The sequence below is a fragment of the Viridibacillus sp. FSL R5-0888 genome, from assembly GCF_038009105.1.
GTDB lineage: Bacteria > Bacillota > Bacilli > Bacillales_A > Planococcaceae > Viridibacillus > Viridibacillus arenosi.
Genome location: NZ_JBBPAU010000001.1, coordinates 3,751,857 through 3,772,124, shown reverse-complemented (window position 1 = coordinate 3,772,124; position 20,268 = coordinate 3,751,857). Strand labels below are relative to the sequence as shown.

The following is a 20,268-nucleotide window of genomic DNA, read 5'->3' as shown; positions in this document are numbered from 1 at the left end:
GTATTCGGGATATATATAGGTATTTATAAATCTGATAGTTTTTTGTTCGTGATAATTTATAATGATAAAAAAACAAGAGTTAAAACAAACTTGAGGAAGAAGTAGCGGTATATACAGATGATAAAATGATATACCTAGGTGATTATGAAGTAAAAGGTTTAGATGGATATAAAGTAGAACGTGTTGGACAACAATATAACTAATTTGGACACAACATCCAAATGGTCCCCATAACTTCGGTTTAGGGGACTTTTTTGTTGAGGATAATTTTACTTTGAATAGTTTTTTCCTTATTAAGTTATTGAAATTAGGAGTTCCTTAACCGGACAGTAACAATAGTTAGGTCATATTCATAAAATATGACTAAAGAAATAGTTGAATGTATATAACCATACAGCTATTTCACCATTAGCGAGTATAATTTAGGAGTGTGCGTATGACAGCAATAACCGGCAAACAATATATTGACCGAATTAACAAGCTGAAAACAAATGTTTGGGTTGATGGTAAGCAAGTGACAGGTAATATTTCCGAGCACCCTGCTTTCAAGGGAATCATGAAAAGTCAGGCGTCATTATATGAGATGCAACATGATAATTTATTAAAAAGTATCCTCACATATCCATCACCATCTACTGGAAACCCAGTAGGTCTGTCTTATCTACAACCTAAAACGAAAGCGGATTTAGCTAAAAGACGAGAAATGATTCAACAATGGGCAAAATCAAATAATGGAATGATGGGCAGAAGTCCAGATTATATGAATACAACGTTAATGGCGTTTGCATCATCTGCTCAATTTTTAGAAGGGAAAGAAAACTGCTTTCCTGAAAATTTAAGAGGGTTCTATGAGTATGCACGAGAAAATGATATATCGATAACACATACATTTGTGGACCCTCAGGTAAATAGAGGGCAATATTATTTGGAGGCTACAACAGAGCCTATTGCTGCAAGAGTAATAGATAGTAACGATGAAGGTATTATTGTAAAAGGTGCACGGTTGCTAGCAACACAGGGTGGCATTACTGAAGAATTATTAGTGATGTCGGCTGCTGGAATATTGGAGGAGGAAAAGGGATTTGCCTTTTCGATACCAAGTAACACTAAAGGATTGAAATTTCTATGCAGAGAGTCTTTTGTTGGGGGAGATTCAACATTTAATTACCCATTAAGTTCTCGTTATGATGAAATGGATACGATTGTGGTATTTGATAATGTATTAGTTCCTTGGGAGCGCGTTTTTTACTATAACAATTTGGATGTTTCTAATAACTTTATGATGGCTAGTGCTTTCCAACCTTTCGCATTGCATCAAGTAGCATGTAGACAGATTATAAAAACTGAATTTGTTTTGGGAGTAGTTCAATCAATTATCGATACCATTAATATCGGTGAATACCTACATGTTCAAGAAAAGGCTTCTGAAATTATTGTTGCATTGGAAACAATGAAAGCACTGGTCATGAAATCAGAAGCAGAAGCCAAGTTGGATGAATCGGGTGTTATGAGACCAGATCGTACAACGTTACAAATATCTATAAATGTATTTCCTAAGGTCTATCCGAGATTTGCTGAAATCATTCAAATCTTGGGAGCAAGCGGGTTAATGTCAATCCCAACTGAAAATTCATTCCAATCAAGTATAAGAAAAGATTTAGATCAATATTTGCAATCGAAGGCTGACACTGCAGAAAATCGCGTTAAAATATTCCGTCTAGCTTGGGATATGACTATGAGCTCTTTCGGCACACGACAAACACTATATGAAAGACTGTTCTTTGGTGATCCCGTTAGGCTCTCTAGTCAGTTATATTTTACGTATGATAAGAATCCATATGTACAAAGAGTACAGGAAGTATTGAATTCTAATACCAATCAGCTAAATAATCTTTAATGTACGAATAGTCCCAATAGTAATAACGAAAATCTCCTCATCATTAGATAAGGGGATTTTTTCACGTCATAATTCAACTCATTTAGAGGATACTACACGTACATTAATTCGAAGAAAAAAGGGGAGTGGTGATATGAATCAGTATTTGTCCAAAAGCAAAAGATTGATGTTTCAGTACATAGCAGTGCTGATCATTCTGACTTTAATAGGTTGCCCCTCTTTCCACACGAAAACAGCTGCAAGTAGTGAGACAACATTATTAGATATGACGATTTTTCAAATTGGGAAAGCGGACAGCATGCTTTTAATGTCCGGTGGCAAAACGATATTGATTGATACTGGAGAAGACAAGCATGGTAAAAAAATTGTCGCGTATTTAGAAAAGCATAATATAGAAAAAATTGACTACCTCATTTTGACTCATTTTGATAAAGATCATGTTGGTGGGGCAGATACAATCATCAATAGTGTAGACGTCCAAGAAATTATTACGCCTAATTATAAGCGTAGCAGTATACAGTATCTAGAGTACAAACATGCCATTACAGCAAATCACATCACTCCTAAAGCTTTAACCTCTACGTATTCCTTTACAGCCGGTACCGCTGAATTCACAGTATACCCACCTCAAAAAAGTAAATACAAAATAGAAAATGATTATTCACTTATAGTAAGCGTACAGCATGGAAGCAACAGCTTTTTATTAACAGCAGATGCAGAAGAAGAACGCATGGATGAAATAATGAAACATAGCGTAGTTGAGCATACATTTTTAAAAGTCCCACATCATGGGAAATTTGAAGATAATACATTGGAATTTTACAGCATGGTGAATCCAAAATTCGCTGTCATCACCAGTGGAAGGAAAAGAGCTAAAACAGTTAGCGCCTTGGAGAAATTAGGAACGAAAGTTTTTGTCACAAGAAACGGAACCGTATATGTTAAAAGTGATGGTACTTCGATTAGTATGCAACAATAACAAGGACTTAAAACTTAAACTATGTGCTTCACATAAAAAAACCTCAGCTCTCCAGAGTTTAGGTTTTTTTTACTCGTTTGAATGTATTCATCAAAGGGAATAATAAGCATTGTGAAGTTATTGAAAGGAGTTATGAAATGAACAAAAGATCATGGATCATAACCCAAGAATGGCATGATATATTATTTCTACATTGGCCAGTTCCAGCTGAAGATTTACGTCAATACATCCCATCAGAACTAGAACTCGAGCTCTTTAACAATAAAGCATGGATCAGTTTAGTGTTTTTTCAAGTAAAAGAGAATCGCCCAAGGTTTATACCATCAATACCTGGTATCAGTTCTTTTTTAGAATTAAATGTCCGCACATATGTCACTTATAAAGAAAAGGCTGGCGTATATTTCTTAAGCATAGATGCCAATAATCAACTAATCGCAAAGCTAGTGAATTATAAAAACTTTATGCCTTTTAGACAAGCAAATATTACTTTGAAAAAGAACGAAAATGCAATTACTTTATATAGTAGAAGTAAACATATAGAAACGAATTACGAAACACTAATAGCTTCATATGAACCAATTTCTGGGCCCATCGAACGAAGTCAACTCGAATGTTGGCTTAGCGAACGTTATCACAGCTGGACAAAAATAGACGACCAGTTACTCAGAATAGATAATGACCACACTCCATGGACTTTGCAAAAAGCCGCATATACCATCCATGAAAATTCAATCGCTTCCTATATAAAATATGATGACAAAGAGAATTATCCAATCGCTCACTACTCCAAAATGAAAAAGGCCTACCTTTACCCTCCAGTTAAAGAAACGTAAAATCATTATGTCTTTAGGGGGAAATTAAAGCCTCTAAAGCCGTGAATATTCTGCTAAATAACAAACAGCGGAGTTAGCGCAACAAACAACTGAGATAGTGCAACAAACGGCCGAAATAGTGCAACAAACAATGAAGATAGTGCAATAAATAGATGAGTTAGTGCAACAAAGGGGCGAATTAGCACAACAATCCCAGAAATTCGAGCAGCGATCAAAATCGGCTGCGATCCAATCCTCAAATAACAGCTATTATCGGCAACTATCCAAAACATGATGAAACTAGAGAATTTCTCATTAATAAGCTACCTCAAAACGGAGAAAAGAGGCAAAGTAGGACGTGAATATTCTGCTAAATAACAAAGAGGTGAGATAGCGCAACAAACAGATGAGTTAGCACAACAAACAACGCACTTAACACAACAAACAGCAGAATTAGCGCAACAATCCCCAACTCTCCATTGAAATATTTTCCATATTATGATAGATTCTATCTAACTATAGTTGAGAGGGAGTGAATCTTCATCATTATTACAAGACCTGTTCCGCTACAAATTCAAGCACTCAATCGGCTCCTTTATCGAGTCCCGAACACGCATCATCAAGTCATCAACAGTATACGGCAAGACACCGAGCGTATTTTAGCAGGCTATAAAGGTGAATTGCGCGTTGACCATTTCGTTCAAGAAACTCACTTTAAACTGCCATATGTCTACTTTCCTAATGTTGAATTACAAGTTTCAAAATTTCGCTTTGTACAAATAGACTCGCTCATTATCACTCCAAGCTACATTTGCATATTAGAAGTGAAAAACATGCGAGGTGTATTACGATTCCACGAAAATCCTTTTCAGTTAGTCCAAATAGTAAATGGTGAAAAACGAATATACGAATGTCCACAAAGTCAAATTATTCGTGCAGTATGTAGCCTGAAATATTGGCTTCAAAATAACAAATATGAAATCCCGATTTACTATAAAATTGTCATGCCAAATACCAACACATTTATAAAAAAACGCCCCAAAAAAGTGCAATTACTGTTCAACAAAGAAATCTCCATCTTTCTAGAACAGCTTAACTCTCTCCCACACAAACTCAACGTTGAAGAATTCCGATTGCTTTGCAATCAACTAAAGACACATATCAAGCCCTACAATCCCTTTCCCCTATGTCACAAATACAACCTACAACCTGAAAGTTTAAACACAGGCATGATCTGCCCATGTGGTGCACTGTTAGAGTATTCATCTAGAAGAGGCCAGTGTTGCTCTAATTGTAAAGCACCGAAGCAAGTCATCCTCGAGCAAACTATGCTCGATTGGTTTCAACTGTTTAAACCTACCATCACAAACAAAGAGTGCAGAGAATTTCTACAAATAGAAGATAAATTTACAATATCAAGACTCTTCAAAAAGATGAATTTAACTTCAATAGGGAGTACAAAATCGCGTGTCAATCACTATGATTACAATCAACCGTTATTCAAAAAATAAAACCAGCAAAAGCTGGTTTTTCATGCACAAAATCAAGAAAAACACTGAACATAAAGCCGTGAATATTCTGCTAAATAACAAACAGCCTAGTTAGCGCAACAAAAAACTGTGATAGTGCAACAAACAGCGCACTTAGCGCAACAAACAACAAAGATAGCGCAACAATCAATACTCAACCTACTTTCTGCATCCCAAATCCATTAATTCTACAAATAAAAAGACTACCCAACGAACTGCGGGTAGTCGCTACTATAAAGAATCACTTTCCAACAGGCCTTGAAACATTCACCGGAGATTTGCCCTTAAACAGGAATAGACAAAATCCAATAGCAGTCCCGACAATAGCAGGAATAATCCATCCCAATCCAAGATCTGCAAATGGAAGATAGCTCATATATTTATCTACTACACCAAACGTGAAGCCAAATGCTTTTAGTCCGTCATATAGTGCAACGATTCCAGTAAGTGCCATTGCTGAAATATAAACATACGAAGAACCTTTGAATAACGGATGGAAAAGAGAAATCACGATCAAGACAATTGTTAATGAGTAAGCAGCAACTAAAAAAGGAACGCTTACCAATAAAATTGTACTAAGTCCGAAATTAGCTAACCCGAAACCAATCAATGAAAAGAATAAAGAGATTTTCTTATAACTAAATTTAGGAACTAATGAATTGAAATAGTTTGAACAAGCAGACACCAATCCAACACATGTAGTAAAGCAAGCTAGAACGAAAATAATACCTAATAATAAGTTGCCCCATTGTCCGAACAATAAATAGGAAGCAGAAGATAGAATGTCGCTACCGTTTTCAAATGTACTTGTTCCTGCCATTTTCACACCAATATAGCCTAGTGAGCAATATACAACAGCAAGTAAAGATCCGGCTAAAAGACCCGCTTTCAGCATTTCTCTTCGAAGCATTTTACCTTCAGTAGCTCCTTGTTGCTTTAATGTAGTCAAAATAACAATACCAAACGCAAGTGCAGCTAGTGCATCCATTGTGTTATATCCTTCTAAAAAACCTTTTAGGAAAGGAGATTGAGCATACTCTGTTGTTGCAGGGGCTAATGCGCCATTTTGTAAACGAACAAAACCTACTACAACTAAAATTACCATGCTAAGTAAAAGAAGTGGTGTAATGATCTTGCCCATAAAATCCATCATTTTACTTTGATTTAAGCTAACTAAAAATACTAAAAGGAAAAATAAAGCCGTAAAGCCGATTAGCGCAAAAGGAGAATCAGATATAAAAGGTTTTAACCCCATTTCGTATGCAAGTGTTGCATTACGTGGGATAGCAAGAAATGGTCCGATTGATAAATATACGATGATAGTAAATACGATTCCGAAAATAGGATGAACGCGACTTGCTAGTGAACGTACTCCTCCTTCAACAAAAGATAGAGCTGTTAATACAAGTAGAGGAAGACCGACAGCAGTTACGATAAAACCAGTAATTGCGAGTGGAAAGTTTGTTCCTGCATTAGCGCCTAAAAACGGTGGGAAAATTAGATTACCGGCTCCGAAGAACATTGAGAATAACATTAATCCAATAAATAAAGTTGTTGATTTTTTCATTTCATTCACTCCTTCAAAATAGTAATCCATATTCAGTGAAAATAGGCACAAAAAAACTCGCCCCTATAAAAAGGGACGAGATTACTCGCGATACCACCCTAATTCCGGAATTTTGTGTTCACAAAAAATCCAGCACTCAGCCACCGTACTATCATACGTGATCCCAAGGTAACGGAGGATTTGCCGGCAAAATTTACATCAGGTTCAATTTTGCTTCTCGGAGATGATTTCAGAAAAGGACTTAAACATCGACTTTCAGCAAGCGTCGACTCTCTATAGATTAAGTGTCCATTCGTACTTATTCTCTTCATCGAATTTGGATATGTTTTATAGCTTATCAGCTTAAAATTTAATTGTCAATATAAAACGAAGAATTAGATAGTTCAGAGAATTGCTAAGGTACTATTACACACGGATGTATCTAATTTATAGGTTTGTAGAATAATTAGTGGTTAAATAGTAACTATTAAATATAATAAAATTACATTTTAAGGTATAATAGGTATATTAGAGTGGGTTGTTAATAGATTTAATGGGAGGGGTTTTAATGCGGAATCGTACGAAAAAGGAACAAAAAATGATTGATGAATTAATGGGACTCTTAGTACTTATAGCGGCGATAATCGGCTGGTTTACTACTAACACTTTGACGGGTGTTTTTGTTGCAGTTGGATTATGTATTATTGTTATTATAATATTCTCGATTTGGAGGTCTATTAGGTTTAACAAGAAGATGAAGGAATCTGGGATACAAGAAATCGATAAGATGACTGGAAGGCAATTTGAGGAATATGTTGGTACAATATTTAAGAGCCAAGGCTACAAAGTGTCCTATACATCTGCAACTGGAGACTATGGAGCAGATCTAATATTAAAAAAAGAACAGCAAGTTATTGTTGTACAAGCAAAGCGATATAAGCAAACAGTCGGTGTTAAAGCAGTACAGGAGATAATCCCAGCTATTAAGATGTACAATGCAACAGTAGCTTGGGTAATTACGAATAGTACATATACAAAACAAGCCTTAATACTCGCAAAAAAGAATCATGTCCGGATGATTGAAAGAGATGAACTAATCAAGATGAGTTTAGATATGAAAAATAGGAATGTGAAACTGGAGCTCAAGACTGATTAATCCAATCTACGCAATAAAATATGTTTGTAATAAATTGGATTTTTTTATGAAAATAATAATATGTTGAAATCTCATTGATTACATTAGTATCCTGAACACTAAATAATGGATAATTCTAAAATAACTTGAACGATGGTACAAATGTTACTATTACTCAAGTTATTTTTATTTTTAAATACAAATTACAACGGAAATATCATAATAATTTTTCCGCTTCACAAAAATTTCGGGCAATCCTAATCATTAATAATTTTATGTAAAACAAAAACTCGACGCATGAATTATCACACGTCGAGCGTAAAAAACTAGAGTTTCTTCTATTATATTTTAGAAAAAATTATAGTGTTTCTGAAGTTGTTTTTGCTTGCATATGAAGTTGTAAATAATCAGGACCGCCAGCTTTTGAATCTGTACCTGACATATTGAAACCGCCGAATGGTTGGTATCCTACGATAGCACCAGTACAGCCACGGTTGAAGTACAAGTTACCAACATGGAAGCGTTGACGTGCGTATTCGATGTTAGCACGATTTTTTGAAATGACAGCTCCAGTTAAACCATATTCAGTGTCATTAGCAATTGCGATTGCTTCTTCGAAATTAGAAGCTTTAGAAATAGCTACAACTGGTCCGAAGATTTCTTCTTTCATAATACGTGCTTCAGGAGATACATCAGCAAATACTGTTGGTTGAACGAAATAGCCTTCTGATTGGTCTGCAGTACCTCCAGCGATTAAGCGACCTTCTTCTTTACCAATTTCGATGTAGCTAGTAATTTTATTGAATGCAGCTTCATCAATAACTGGTCCAGTATAGTTAGTAGGATCTACAGGATTACCGACTTGTAATGCTTTTGTTAATTCCTCAACACGTGCTACTACTTCATCATAAACTTCATCCACAATTACTACACGTGAACATGCTGAACATTTTTGACCACTAAAGCCGAATGCAGATTTAACGATAGATTGAGCAGCTAATTCTAAATCAGCCTCTTTATCTACTACAATCGTATCTTTACCGCCCATTTCAGCTATAACACGTTTAATCCAAATTTGCCCTTCATTTACTACAGAAGCACGTTGATTGATACGAAGACCAACATCACGAGAACCAGTGAAACTGATGAAACGAGTAAGCTTGTGATCTACTAAATAATCGCCAACTTCAGCACCTGAACCTGGGATGTAGTTAACAACACCTGCTGGAAGTCCAGCTTCTTCTAATACTTCAATGAATTTGTAAGCAACAACCGGTGTTGTTGAAGCAGGTTTTAAAAGTACAGTGTTACCAGTAACAACTGCTGCTACCGTAGTACCAGCCATGATTGCAAATGGGAAGTTCCAAGGAGAGATGATGACACCAACACCTAAAGGAATGTAGTCATAGCGGTTAAATTCTCCAACGCGACTTTCAACTGGTTGACCATCTTTAATCGCTAACATTTGGCGACCATAATACTCAAGGAAATCGATTGCTTCAGCAGTATCAGCATCAGCCTCATTCCATGGTTTACCAGCCTCGAATGTTAACCAAGCAGAGAATTCGTGTTTACGACGGCGGATGATTGCAGCTGCTTTAAATAAAATATCAGCTCTTACTTCAGCTGGAGTATATTGCCATTCCCCAAAGGCAGTATGTGCAGCTTGCATTGCTTTTTCAGCTAATTCTTGGTCAGCTTTTGATACAACACCAACTAATTCTGATTTCTTAGCAGGATTGTAAGATGAGATTTTTTGCTCAGTTGTTACTTTTTCACCGTTTATGATTAAAGGATATTCTTGTCCTAGTTGTTCATTTACTTGTTGTAATGCAATTTGATATGCATCTGCATGCTCTTTCGAAGTGAAATCTGTAAATGGTTCATGTTTGTATGGAATCATTATTTTTTCTCCCCCTAAGTTGTAAGGTGCAAAATGAGTTTGCACTTTTCTGAAAAGTATATATATAATAATGCAATATCATTTGGCATATTACAATAAAAATATTCGAAAAATTATAAAAAACTTAAAGGGGTCTATAAAATTGGAATTAAATGGTCTGCTTCAAGTGTATGAATTTATTACAGAAATGAGTGATATCGGTATTAGTGCAATCGATGCCAATGGAATGCCGGTAATTTATAATAAAAAAATGAAAGAGCTTGAGGGTATAACAGATGTGGAGGTTAAAAAACGCTCTGCAAGGGAAATTATTAATTTTGAAGCTGAAGAGAGTCTATTGCTACAAGTGTTACATAAAGGTCAACCGATTAGGAATCATAAAAAAACTTTCTGGAATCGAAAAGGGCAGGAAATTACGACGATCAATAATATATTGCCAATTGAAAAAGAGGGGAGAATTCTTGGAGCAGTAGAATTTGCTAGAGATATTTCTACACAAGAATTCATGATGTATCAGCCACTTCGACGTTATGGTCAACCTTTAACATTTGAAACAATTACAGCTGTTTCAGCATCAATGAAAAACGTAATTTCAACAGCAAAAGTAGCTGCGACTAGCCGTATTTCGGTAATGCTCATAGGGGAATCAGGAACGGGTAAGGATATGATTGCTGAAGGAATACACCATTCACTTTCAATGCCAAATGAGCAGTTTATTACACTCATTTGCAGAAGAGACGAAGAAGCAGTAATTGCACAACTAGAAAAATATATAACTGAAAATAATAACATTACTTTTTTCGGTGAACGGATTGAGTATTTATCAATGTCAGCACAGGAAAGAATCGTAGAATTATTGAAAATCCATGAAACAAAGAATCACGTCTTTATAGCTAGTATTGGTGGAGACCCTATTGAACTTATTAGTGATGGTAAGCTATCGAAAAGTTTATACTTTTTCTTCTCATCACTTACAATCCGTGTTCCCTCAATCAGAGAACGGAAAGAAGATATTATGCCATTTGTGAATGATTACTTTTCGAGACATCGACAAGACTTTGGCTCTTTTGTGCAGGGACTAACGGATGAAGTGGAAGAAATCTTTTTGTCATATGACTGGCCAGGAAACTTGAAGGAACTAGAAGTGTTATTAGACGAAATAGCATCTCTTATTACTACTGAGGAAAGTATTACTTATGAGATGTTACCAGCATATTTCCGATGGAAGGTTCAAGATATTCATCGTCAGGAAAATAATGTGCAAAGTGAATTGTTTATCGTTCAAACAGTTAAGGATCTCCGCCCACTCGACCAATATATCCGTGAAGTAGAGGACTATTATGTGGTGAAGGCACTTGAATTTTTTGGTGGTAATGTCTCAAAAACTGCAAAAGAGCTGGGTTTGAAAAGACAAAGTTTACAATATCGCATGAAGCGAATGAAAGATGCTGATGAGAAAAAATAAAAAAATCCCGCCTTTTGAGCGGGATTTTTTTATTTGCGTTTTGATAGACGACCAACGATGAATGCTGATGCAGCTAAGCCAATGGCAGTATTTGTTTTTTTATTGAAAACTTGTTTTGTAACAAGTGTTAAGTTTTGAGGACGCTCTGCTAAACGGCGCATAAAGTATCCATACCAATCACGACCAAATGGAACATAAGTACAGAAGTTATAGCCTTCTTTTGCTAATTGAAGTTGCATATCTTTACGGAAACCATAAAGCATTTGGAACTCAAATTTATCATTTGGAATATTATTTGTTTTAACAAATTGTTTTACATGGTTAATGACACGGTGATCATGTGTTGCGATTGAAGTGAATTTACCATTCAGTAAGTGATACTCAATCAATTTAATATACTTTGCATCGATTTCAGCTTTATCTTGATAAGCAATATTTGCAGGTTCTTTATAAGCACCTTTTACGATACGTAAACGATAGTTTTTATATTTTTCGATATTTTCATCAGATTCATGGAAGTATGCTTGAATAACGGTACCGATATTTTGATGTTCATTATTTAGCTGCTCCATCAACTCAAAAGAAGGATGTAAGCGATCATAATTCTCCATATCAAAGTTTACGAAAATACCGTATTGATCAGCTAGAGCAACAATTTCTTTTAAATTTTCATAACAGAAGTCAATATCAATGTCTAAACCTAACTGTGAAGGTTTTAAAGAGATATGAGCATCTACCCCATGATCATGAATTGCTTGAATTAATTCTAAAATTTGATTTTTAGCAGCGATAGCTTCTGATTTTTCAAAAACAAATTCACCCAAGTTATCAACTGTACATGCAATACCATGATTATTTAATTCTTTAATACTATCAATCGTTTCTTTAATATTAGTACCGGCTACTACACTTTGTGCCCCCATCTTTAAACCGTATCTTTGAGCAGCTGCATTTAGTGTGCGATTTTCGGATAAATACATAAAAAAGTCTCTTAATATCATAAAAAATCTCTCCCCATCATTTGTGAACTAAATTCCAAGCGATTATATCATAAAATTTCAAATTGCAAGAGTTTTCTTTTAAAATAAATTTTGACAAAAGAGATAATTCAGATAAAAAATTTCATCAAAAATAGTTATAAAATAAGAGTATTAGATATATAAAGTAAGTCCCTATTATAAATTTGTAAAAAACAAGATTTTTCAAAACAGACTAATACATTTTTTTATATTAGTTAGTTTTTGAATCTGAAACCTACCTTAGCAATCAATAAAATTAATAAACATTTGCTACAATTTGAAAATTTTTCAGTAAATCAAAGAAAGTAGTTCATTCATTACAGAAAACATAAGTTTATAATGTGATACTAATATAATAATGTGAGCCGTTAAATTGTATTGAATTATGTATGGTCGTGAAACCAATTGCAATAGATATGACTTGTAGGGGATTAGTAGAAAAATAAGCGTGACTATAACGATTTATTTGATATGACTGTTGAATTAAGGATGTTTTTAAATAAATAGGTCAAAATTTATTAATAGAAAAATTAGAAGAGTTACAGAAGAAATAGTACTTTTGTATAAACTATTTAAGGATAATTTATGGAAGGGGAATTATAAGAAGATCTTGCTAGTTTATATCTGAAATTATTAGAGAAGAGTAGATTGAATCTAACTGCACATACATACGTTTTTCGTCATTCAGTTTCATGTTGAGGTATTAAAATGAGTAGACAATGCTCTTGAAGAATTGACAGGGTAATAGGACAAGGTTACTCTGTCAATTTTGTATACATAGTAGCTGAATCTAATATTGTCCAGATATCTTTATCAAGTCCATACATTCTACGTATTTTCGCTTTTGTATGAAGTTTATTACTTGGAAACACTATTTTCAACTAATAACACTATTTTTTTGAATCTTCAAAGGAAATAGTGCCATCTTTAATGAGTTTCCGAATAATTAGCAGATAAACTATCAATAATGGGACACAGGGTAATAGGTCACTTTATAAGTATATCTAAAAGTTGAAATATATGACGATCTTTAAAAGGATCTCTAATTTAACTTGGTGTTCAAACGAAGAAATAAATAGCTACTTATATTGAAATGACTATTAAGAATAAGTAAAGCTAACGCAACATTTTTATAATGCTGTATTAGTTTAACACGGGACTTTTTTAATTAGAGAGCGACGCATAATTTCAATTTTTAATAAGTAAATAAATTCTGGGTTTAACATGCTAGTAGTTGCCGTAACATAAGCTTTAATCAGTAAATCGTCTGATAATTTACTCACGAATTAGTTCACCTCCATATTTTTGTGAGTCTAGTTCTAAATCAAAATAAGATGGAATATATTGATAGTTAACTTTGCTATAAATAATGTAGCAAATTGCTTTGCTCAAAACAACCACCCCTTTATCCACAGGTTTTGGTGGATAATTTGTGATTAACTTATGGATATATTGGGGGAATATAGAAGTGCCGGTGTGTATAGTGTGCATAAAGTTATCCACAGTTGTCTAGACAATTAAAATTTGTCGAAACATTTTTCTGAATTGTCAGCTTTTCGTTGGTATTTCGAGTTGAATTGACAACTTAAATGGAATTTTTAATCATGAAAATAGAGTTATTAAACGTTCTCAAATTAGCTGAGCGCTAGAATTCACTAATAGTAAGACGTGAATATTCTGCTAATAATTAATTTAGATGTTCATTATAATTAATAGTCATAATATTACAAAATTTAAGGTTTTAGCATAAAGGTTTTTATGTTTTCCTCAACAGTCATTGTTTTTAGGCATTAAACCTACATATCCATTCCTATTAAGGTTCAAATAACATAAATAACATTAATTTTCGTAAAATTCTGTCGATTTTAATTTATTTTTTAAAACGTTGAAAGAGGTTATTTTTTACCAGTATTAAACCAATTGAAAAATGTTTACTTGAATAAAATTACAGAGTAATAGACATGCTTAATTAAGGTTTCAACAAATTAAAGTTATTGTAAAGAAATCAGTATTAAAACAATCTCCTAATCTAAAAATTAGGGGGTTTTTTATTGCATTATCCCCATTCTTTTTTAAAAATATCATGAAAATCATTAATAAATGATCCATTTAATAAATAAAGAGTCTTTTCAAATGTAGAGTTTATCCATTAAATAAATATCGACTCTTACCTCATCTATAAATTATCTGTACATAAATTTTGAATGAGTTCTTATATCTTTTTTTAGCATTCCTAGATAAAAAAATAGGATTGCTTGTTTTTAAGGCTATCCTTTCATTTTATTGTGGTTAGGATATTAGTCCTTTGAAAATGCAATGCATAAATTGATGTTTCAAATTTTAATGAATATGAAAATAAGCAAATAAAGACCTTATGGATTTGGATGAAAATGTAGTGATAACTCTTTATTATCAAGAGTTTATGTGGAATTAATATACAGTGAAAAGACAACGAAATTAAAAATAGAGATAATTATTTAGTACTATTCATTGATTTTGAAATTTAACAGACATATTGCCCTCTTTTTTATTTTATAGGTGTATTTAGGCATTTTACAATTAATCTGAAAATCTAATAAATTTAACATAAATATATTAAATGCGTAGAAATATTGTTACATCAACATTTCTACGCACTTTTTATAAATAGCTACAAAGCATTGAAATGATTTTTCGAGGACTTAAGACCTGTAATCTAATAGTAAATTACTATTATTTATAAAAATGGAGAAAAAAATCGATAAAAAATGACAAAAATTTGAATTGTAATCTTATATAGTTGTAGTTACAACTAGAGATTGATATTTAGCACCATTGATTCTGTTTACCTAAATGTCTGTTTGGGAAAGGAGGCAAAGGTGTTTTTCTTTGGTCTTTTTTTGGTGACTTAAAAAGGCTATCAGCTTCAAACAAAAAACAAATATCTTTATAAAATTAGGGGAGGAATGAAAATGAGGAAAAAAAGTAGTTCTGTCAAAGCATTTAGCATCGCTGCATCTGTACTCATGGCATTTTCTTTAGTCGCTCCAAATGTTGCTAGTGCAAAAACGACTGATAAGCTTCATCAATCTTTCAGAGATTCAAGTTCTAACACAACTCTCGTGAAAGACAAGTTAAGCGATCGATTACTCAATAATTTTAAAGATGATGACAAGGTAACATTCCTTATCAAATTCAAGGAAAAATCTACTGCAAATAAAGTAGCTAATGAAGCGAAGAAAAACGCAAAGGCAGATAAAATGACGGCCCATCAAGCTAAGCTCGCTCAACGATCTGCAGTTGTATCTGATTTAAAGGCAACTTCACTTGAATCACAAGAAACAGTCAAAGAATTCCTTGAACAAGAAGAGAAAAAAGGGAATGCAAAAGATATCACATCTTACTATATCGTTAATGGGATGGCTGTTACGGCAACAAAAGAGATTGCTGAAAAAGTGGCGACATTTGCAGAAGTAGAAAAAGTATTACCAAATGAAAAACGTCAATTATTTACAACAAAGACAAAAGAGACTCCTGCACCTAAATCAAAAACTGCAAATGTTGAGTGGAACGTTGAACGTGTTAAAGCACCTCAAGTTTGGGCAAAAGGAATTGATGGAACAGGAACAGTGGTAGCAAGTATTGATACTGGTGTGCAATGGGATCACCCGGCATTAAAGCAAAAATATCGTGGTTTTAATGCATCTAATGGACAAGTTTCACATGACTTCAACTGGTTTGATGCAACTGTTGGACGCACCACTCCGTATGATGATATTGGACATGGTACACACGTAACAGGAACAATGGTTGGTAGTGAACCAAATGGATCTAACCAAGTTGGGGTTGCACCTGGTGCGAAATACATTGCGGTCAAAGCATTTACATCAGAAGGTGGTACAGATGCGGATCTATTGGCAGCGGCACAATGGATTCTAGCGCCAACTGATGCTAATGGAAATGCACGTGTTGATATGGCTCCTGATATTGTGAATAACTCTTGGGGTGGTGGTCCAGGTCTTGATGAATGGTACCGAGATGTAGTGCTCAATTGGCGTGCTGCAGAAATTTTCCCTGAATTCTCGGCAGGTAACACAACGAGAACGAATCCAGGTGGACCGGGTTCTGTTGCTGCACCAGCTAATTACCCAGAGGCATTTGCAACTGGGGCAACTGATATTAATAACAAAGTAGGAAGTTTCTCACTTCGTGGACCATCGCCATATGATCAAATCAAGCCAGACATTTCAGCACCTGGTGTGAACATTCGATCAACTGTTCCAGGTAGTGGCTATGAAGGTGGCTGGAATGGAACATCGATGGCTGGCCCAGCGGTATCAGGGGTATTAGCTCTTCTTCGTCAAGTAAATGCGAACTTAACAGTTGATGAAATGGAACAAATTCTACTTGATACAGCAATTCCATTAACTGACTCTGAATATCCACAAACACCAAATCATGGCTATGGTTATGGATTAGTAGATGCTCAGGCAGCAGTTTCTTCAATAATTACTGGTCTAGGTACGTTAAAAGGTCAAGTGACAAAACAAGGTGATGACAATGAAGCGCCAGTACTAAAACATAAAAGTCCTGTAGAAGCATTTGCAGGGATGGATTTAGATTTGACAGCTTCAGTAACAGATAACATTAGTGTTTCATCTGTTATCTTAAATTACAAAGACGTTAATGGTGCTTGGAAAGCAATTACTGCAACTCATAAATCAGGCGATTATAAATCAGGGGAGTTCGGTGTAACGATTCCTGGTGAAGCGATTAAAGTAGATTCATTCAAGTACAAGTGGACAGTCAATGACTTCGGTAATAACGAAGTGAATAGTGAAGAATATGTAGTACAAGTAAAACCTGGTATCACAGTAGGGTACTTTGAAAACCTAGAAAAACAACCTACTGGCTGGACTTCGTTTGGCAATAAAAACAGCTGGGAGTGGGGAACACCAACGTCTGGTCCAGGAAAAGCTGCATCTGGTGAAAAAGTGTATGCTACAAATTTAGCTGGTAACTATGACAGCCAAATGAACGCAACACTCGTGATGCCTCCAGTTGATTTACCACAAGGCCATTCTTATTTACAGTTCAAACAATGGCATAACTTCGAGGAATCTACATCGGGAAGAGCTTGGGATTATGGACATGTCTTTGTCTCAACAGATAGAGAAGAGTGGACACAAGTAATGATGGTTCAAGGTGCTTCAAACGGTTGGAAAAATGCAGAAGTTGACTTATCAGCTTATGCAGGTCAACGCATCTACATTGGTTTTAATGCTTTCTCTGATGGAAGTGTTAATAAAGAAGGTTGGTATATTGATGATATCGGGTTAGTGGATGTCTCACAAACAGGTAAAGTGTCTAAAGATAAGGACAAAAACAAAAATGTAAATGGCAATAAATCTAATAACGCTAGCGATAAAAATAGCAGTAACAAAGGAAATGTAGGAAAAGATAAAGATAAAGAAGCTATGAAAGAGTGGGTTGATCCTAAGACTATTCGTCCGGTATTGCCTACAAAAGAAAAACCATCGGTAGAAGAAGCTATTGTGAATCCAACGCTTTTACCTTTAGGTGCTCAAGTAAGTATTCTTGAATCTGGCCGTTCAGTGTATTCAAATCCTGCTGATGGTTCATATTCATTAACACATGGTGCCGGAACATTCACTGCGAAAGCAGAAGCTTATGGGTTCACATCTAAACAGCAATCTGTTTCGATCGAAGCAGATGGCATGGCAACTGCAAACTTCACATTGAATGAAGTTGCACAAAATACAGTGAGTGGTAAAATCACTGACAAATCAACAGGTGAAGGCGTAGCAGGAGCAACTATCTTACTAGTTGAAGATGCCAATATTACGCCAGTTACTACAGACGCAAAAGGTAACTATTCATTGACTGCATATGAAGGAGACTACACATTAAAAGTTGTTGCTCGTGGCTTCTATAGCCAAGAAACAACTATTAAAATTGGCCAACAAGCTACGACTCAAGATATTGAGTTAAAACCTTTCTACACTTATCCGGGTGGCGAAATTGGCTATGATGATGGTACTCCTGAAAATGCACGTGCATTTAATGCAGCTGGAAACGCTTGGGCGGTGAAAATGTCTCTTCCTGAAGGAAAGGAAAACGGCATTGTAACTGATGGCGTATTCCGATTCTGGGACACTGAATGGCCAGTTCCAGGTGGTACTGCATTCGCAGTTGAAGTGTGGGACGCGACTGGAGCTGATGGATCACCTGGTAAGAAAATTGCGGGGCCGATTGATGCAACAGCTCTACGTAATGGTGATTGGACAGTTGTTGATTTAAGTGATCACAATATTATTGTAAAAGGCGATTTCTACATGGTATATCGTCAAACGTTTGCTAGTCCGAATACACCTGGACTTGCAACAGATGAAAGCGGAGAAAATGCGGGACGTAGCTACCAAGGTGTTTCCGATGCTTGGTCACCATCACCTGCTGAAGAAGGTAACTACATGATTCGTGCTCGTGTAAGTTATGAAGTACAGGGGCCAGTTATAACTTCACCAGCAACAAAATCAGTGACAAATGAAGCATCAACAAAAATCGAAGGAACAGCTTCACCGACAACAACGATTAAATTAAAACAAAATGATCAAGAGGTTGGAACGGCAGTCGTTGGAGCAGATGGTAAATTCTCAATCGATGCTAAATTATCAGAGGGTTCAAATGAATTCGTAGCAGTAGCAACTCTTGATGAGCGAGTAATAGGGGAATCGGAAGCTGTCACTGTTGTATTAGACACGATGAAACCTGAACTGAAAATCGAAAGTCCGCTTGACGGGGATAAAACAAATCGTGAGTCAGTAACAGTTGAAGGTACTGTCGATGATGCGAATCTAGATTGGGTCCGTGTAAATGGAAAAGACGCACCTGTGGTCAACGGAAAATATTCAAAACGTATTCTTCTCGACAATGGTGTAAATGAAATTAAAGTAGTAGCTAGCGATAAAGCGAACAATAAAGTAACAAAGAAAATTAGCATCACAGCAAATTACGATGCACCAGTCATTGAAAATTTAACACCAGTAGAAGACCTTAATTTGGAAACAGGGAAAAGTGTTAAAATTGAATTTGATAGTGCAGCAGGATTAAAAGCTACTTTCGTCATCCATATGCCGCTAACAAATGTTAATGGACAAATTCAAAATGCGACTGAGCTTCCTATGTCAGAACAAGCAGACGGTCATTACGTAGGCTATTGGACAGTACCATCAGGAACAGTAGCTAAAGGAGCAGTAATCGAAGTAAAAGCTGTTGACAATTTCAAAAATGAAACACGTCAAGAAGCGAAGGGTAAACTGTATATCAATGTTGAGAAATAAACGCTATTGAGTATTGAACCCCCTATCTCTTTTGAGAAGGGGGTTTTTAGCATCTTTCTGAAAATTGATCTTGCTGGAGTGATAACATCTTTTTGAAAATTTTAAAAAAGTCAAAAATAAAGAGGAAACTCTTTTTTTTAATCACTATTTCGGACCATTTTGTGTCCTTATACATATCTTACAAAGAATGAAAAGAAAAAGGAGTGAAATTGAATGGTTCAACCTTTTCAAGGAGGACAGTGGCAAAACGAAAGTTCAAATTTTTGGCGTGGGCAGCAATGGAACCAAGGTAACATGTGGCACCAAGGAAACGACTGGCACCACGGTCAAAACTGGCATCCGGGACATCATTGGCAACAATGGAATCCATGGCAACCTTGGTTTCCGTGGCAACAATGGAATCCATGGAACCCGTGGCATCCATGGCATCCAATTCAACGCGGAAACCGCTGGTAATAAAAATAGAACGAGGATAGTCATGCACACATAGATTTCACATATATTAATACGACTATAAAGCATCCCCTGATTCAATTGAGTCAGGGGATATTATTATGCCTCAGAGGTGAAAACGCTTTAGAAGTGCAATAAAGATGCAAATTATCTAAAAGAAGCATGCATATAATTGATTGAAAGGTGGGGA

Annotated in this window: 12 protein-coding genes and 1 other annotated feature; of the genes, 7 read left to right on the top strand and 5 right to left on the bottom strand. The window is 35.3% G+C overall.

The window, feature by feature from the left end; genetic code table 11:
• The first annotated feature begins 436 nt into the window (after positions 1-436).
• The 4 genes from hpaB to MKY02_RS18760 all read left to right on the top strand — a co-directional run bounded on the left by hpaB (position 437) and on the right by MKY02_RS18760 (position 5,199).
• The gene (gene hpaB, locus MKY02_RS18775) at positions 437-1,897 is read left to right on the top strand and encodes a 4-hydroxyphenylacetate 3-monooxygenase, oxygenase component (RefSeq protein ID WP_038179826.1); all 1,461 of its coding nucleotides are present in this window, start codon (positions 437-439) and stop codon (positions 1,895-1,897) included.
• A 133-nt stretch (positions 1,898-2,030) separates the two neighbouring features.
• Positions 2,031-2,876 (top strand): ComEC/Rec2 family competence protein, encoded by an 846-nt coding sequence (locus MKY02_RS18770; protein ID WP_340709316.1) that lies wholly within the window; start codon positions 2,031-2,033, stop codon positions 2,874-2,876.
• A gap of 137 nt (positions 2,877-3,013) precedes the next feature.
• Positions 3,014-3,709, top strand: a complete 696-nt coding sequence (locus MKY02_RS18765) for a YqjF family protein (RefSeq protein ID WP_038179824.1) — start codon at positions 3,014-3,016, stop codon at positions 3,707-3,709.
• A 515-nt stretch (positions 3,710-4,224) separates the two neighbouring features.
• On the top strand, positions 4,225-5,199 hold the full coding sequence (locus tag MKY02_RS18760) for a nuclease-related domain-containing protein (protein WP_081730013.1): 975 nt from the start codon (positions 4,225-4,227) through the stop codon (positions 5,197-5,199).
• Between the two features lie 259 nt (positions 5,200-5,458).
• Here MKY02_RS18760 and brnQ read toward each other — a convergent pair whose 3' ends face one another.
• Positions 5,459-6,784 (bottom strand): branched-chain amino acid transport system II carrier protein, encoded by a 1,326-nt coding sequence (gene brnQ, locus MKY02_RS18755; RefSeq protein ID WP_340711606.1) that lies wholly within the window; start codon positions 6,782-6,784, stop codon positions 5,459-5,461.
• A 68-nt stretch (positions 6,785-6,852) separates the two neighbouring features.
• Positions 6,853-7,104, bottom strand: a binding site (T-box leader).
• Between the two features lie 227 nt (positions 7,105-7,331).
• On the opposite strand from brnQ, the gene MKY02_RS18750 reads away from it, so the two are divergent.
• Positions 7,332-7,919 carry a restriction endonuclease gene (locus MKY02_RS18750; protein ID WP_038179818.1) on the top strand — a complete coding sequence of 196 codons (588 nt, stop codon included), beginning with the start codon at positions 7,332-7,334 and terminating at the stop codon, positions 7,917-7,919.
• Between the two features lie 337 nt (positions 7,920-8,256).
• Here MKY02_RS18750 and pruA read toward each other — a convergent pair whose 3' ends face one another.
• Complete coding sequence (gene pruA, locus MKY02_RS18745) at positions 8,257-9,804, bottom strand: L-glutamate gamma-semialdehyde dehydrogenase (RefSeq protein WP_038179896.1); 1,548 nt, start codon at positions 9,802-9,804, stop codon at positions 8,257-8,259.
• A 139-nt stretch (positions 9,805-9,943) separates the two neighbouring features.
• On the opposite strand from pruA, the gene MKY02_RS18740 reads away from it, so the two are divergent.
• Positions 9,944-11,266 (top strand): helix-turn-helix domain-containing protein, encoded by a 1,323-nt coding sequence (locus MKY02_RS18740; RefSeq protein WP_038179815.1) that lies wholly within the window; start codon positions 9,944-9,946, stop codon positions 11,264-11,266.
• 29 nt (positions 11,267-11,295) lie between these two features.
• Here the strand turns inward: MKY02_RS18740 and MKY02_RS18735 are convergent, their stop codons facing one another.
• Entirely contained in the window at positions 11,296-12,267 is a 972-nt protein-coding gene (locus MKY02_RS18735; RefSeq protein ID WP_038179812.1) for a proline dehydrogenase family protein, read from the bottom strand.
• Between the two features lie 1,166 nt (positions 12,268-13,433).
• The gene (sda, locus tag MKY02_RS22095; RefSeq protein ID WP_412104674.1) at positions 13,434-13,511 is read right to left on the bottom strand and encodes a sporulation histidine kinase inhibitor Sda; all 78 of its coding nucleotides are present in this window, start codon (positions 13,509-13,511) and stop codon (positions 13,434-13,436) included.
• A gap of 1,725 nt (positions 13,512-15,236) precedes the next feature.
• Between sda and MKY02_RS18725 the strand changes: the two genes are divergently transcribed.
• On the top strand, positions 15,237-19,625 hold the full coding sequence (locus tag MKY02_RS18725; protein ID WP_143691100.1) for a S8 family peptidase: 4,389 nt from the start codon (positions 15,237-15,239) through the stop codon (positions 19,623-19,625).
• Positions 19,626-19,803: 178 nt separating this feature from the next.
• On the opposite strand, the gene MKY02_RS18720 is transcribed toward MKY02_RS18725, so the two are convergent.
• Positions 19,804-20,109, bottom strand: a complete 306-nt coding sequence (locus MKY02_RS18720; RefSeq protein ID WP_143691099.1) for a hypothetical protein — start codon at positions 20,107-20,109, stop codon at positions 19,804-19,806.
• Positions 20,110-20,268: the final 159 nt, after the last annotated feature.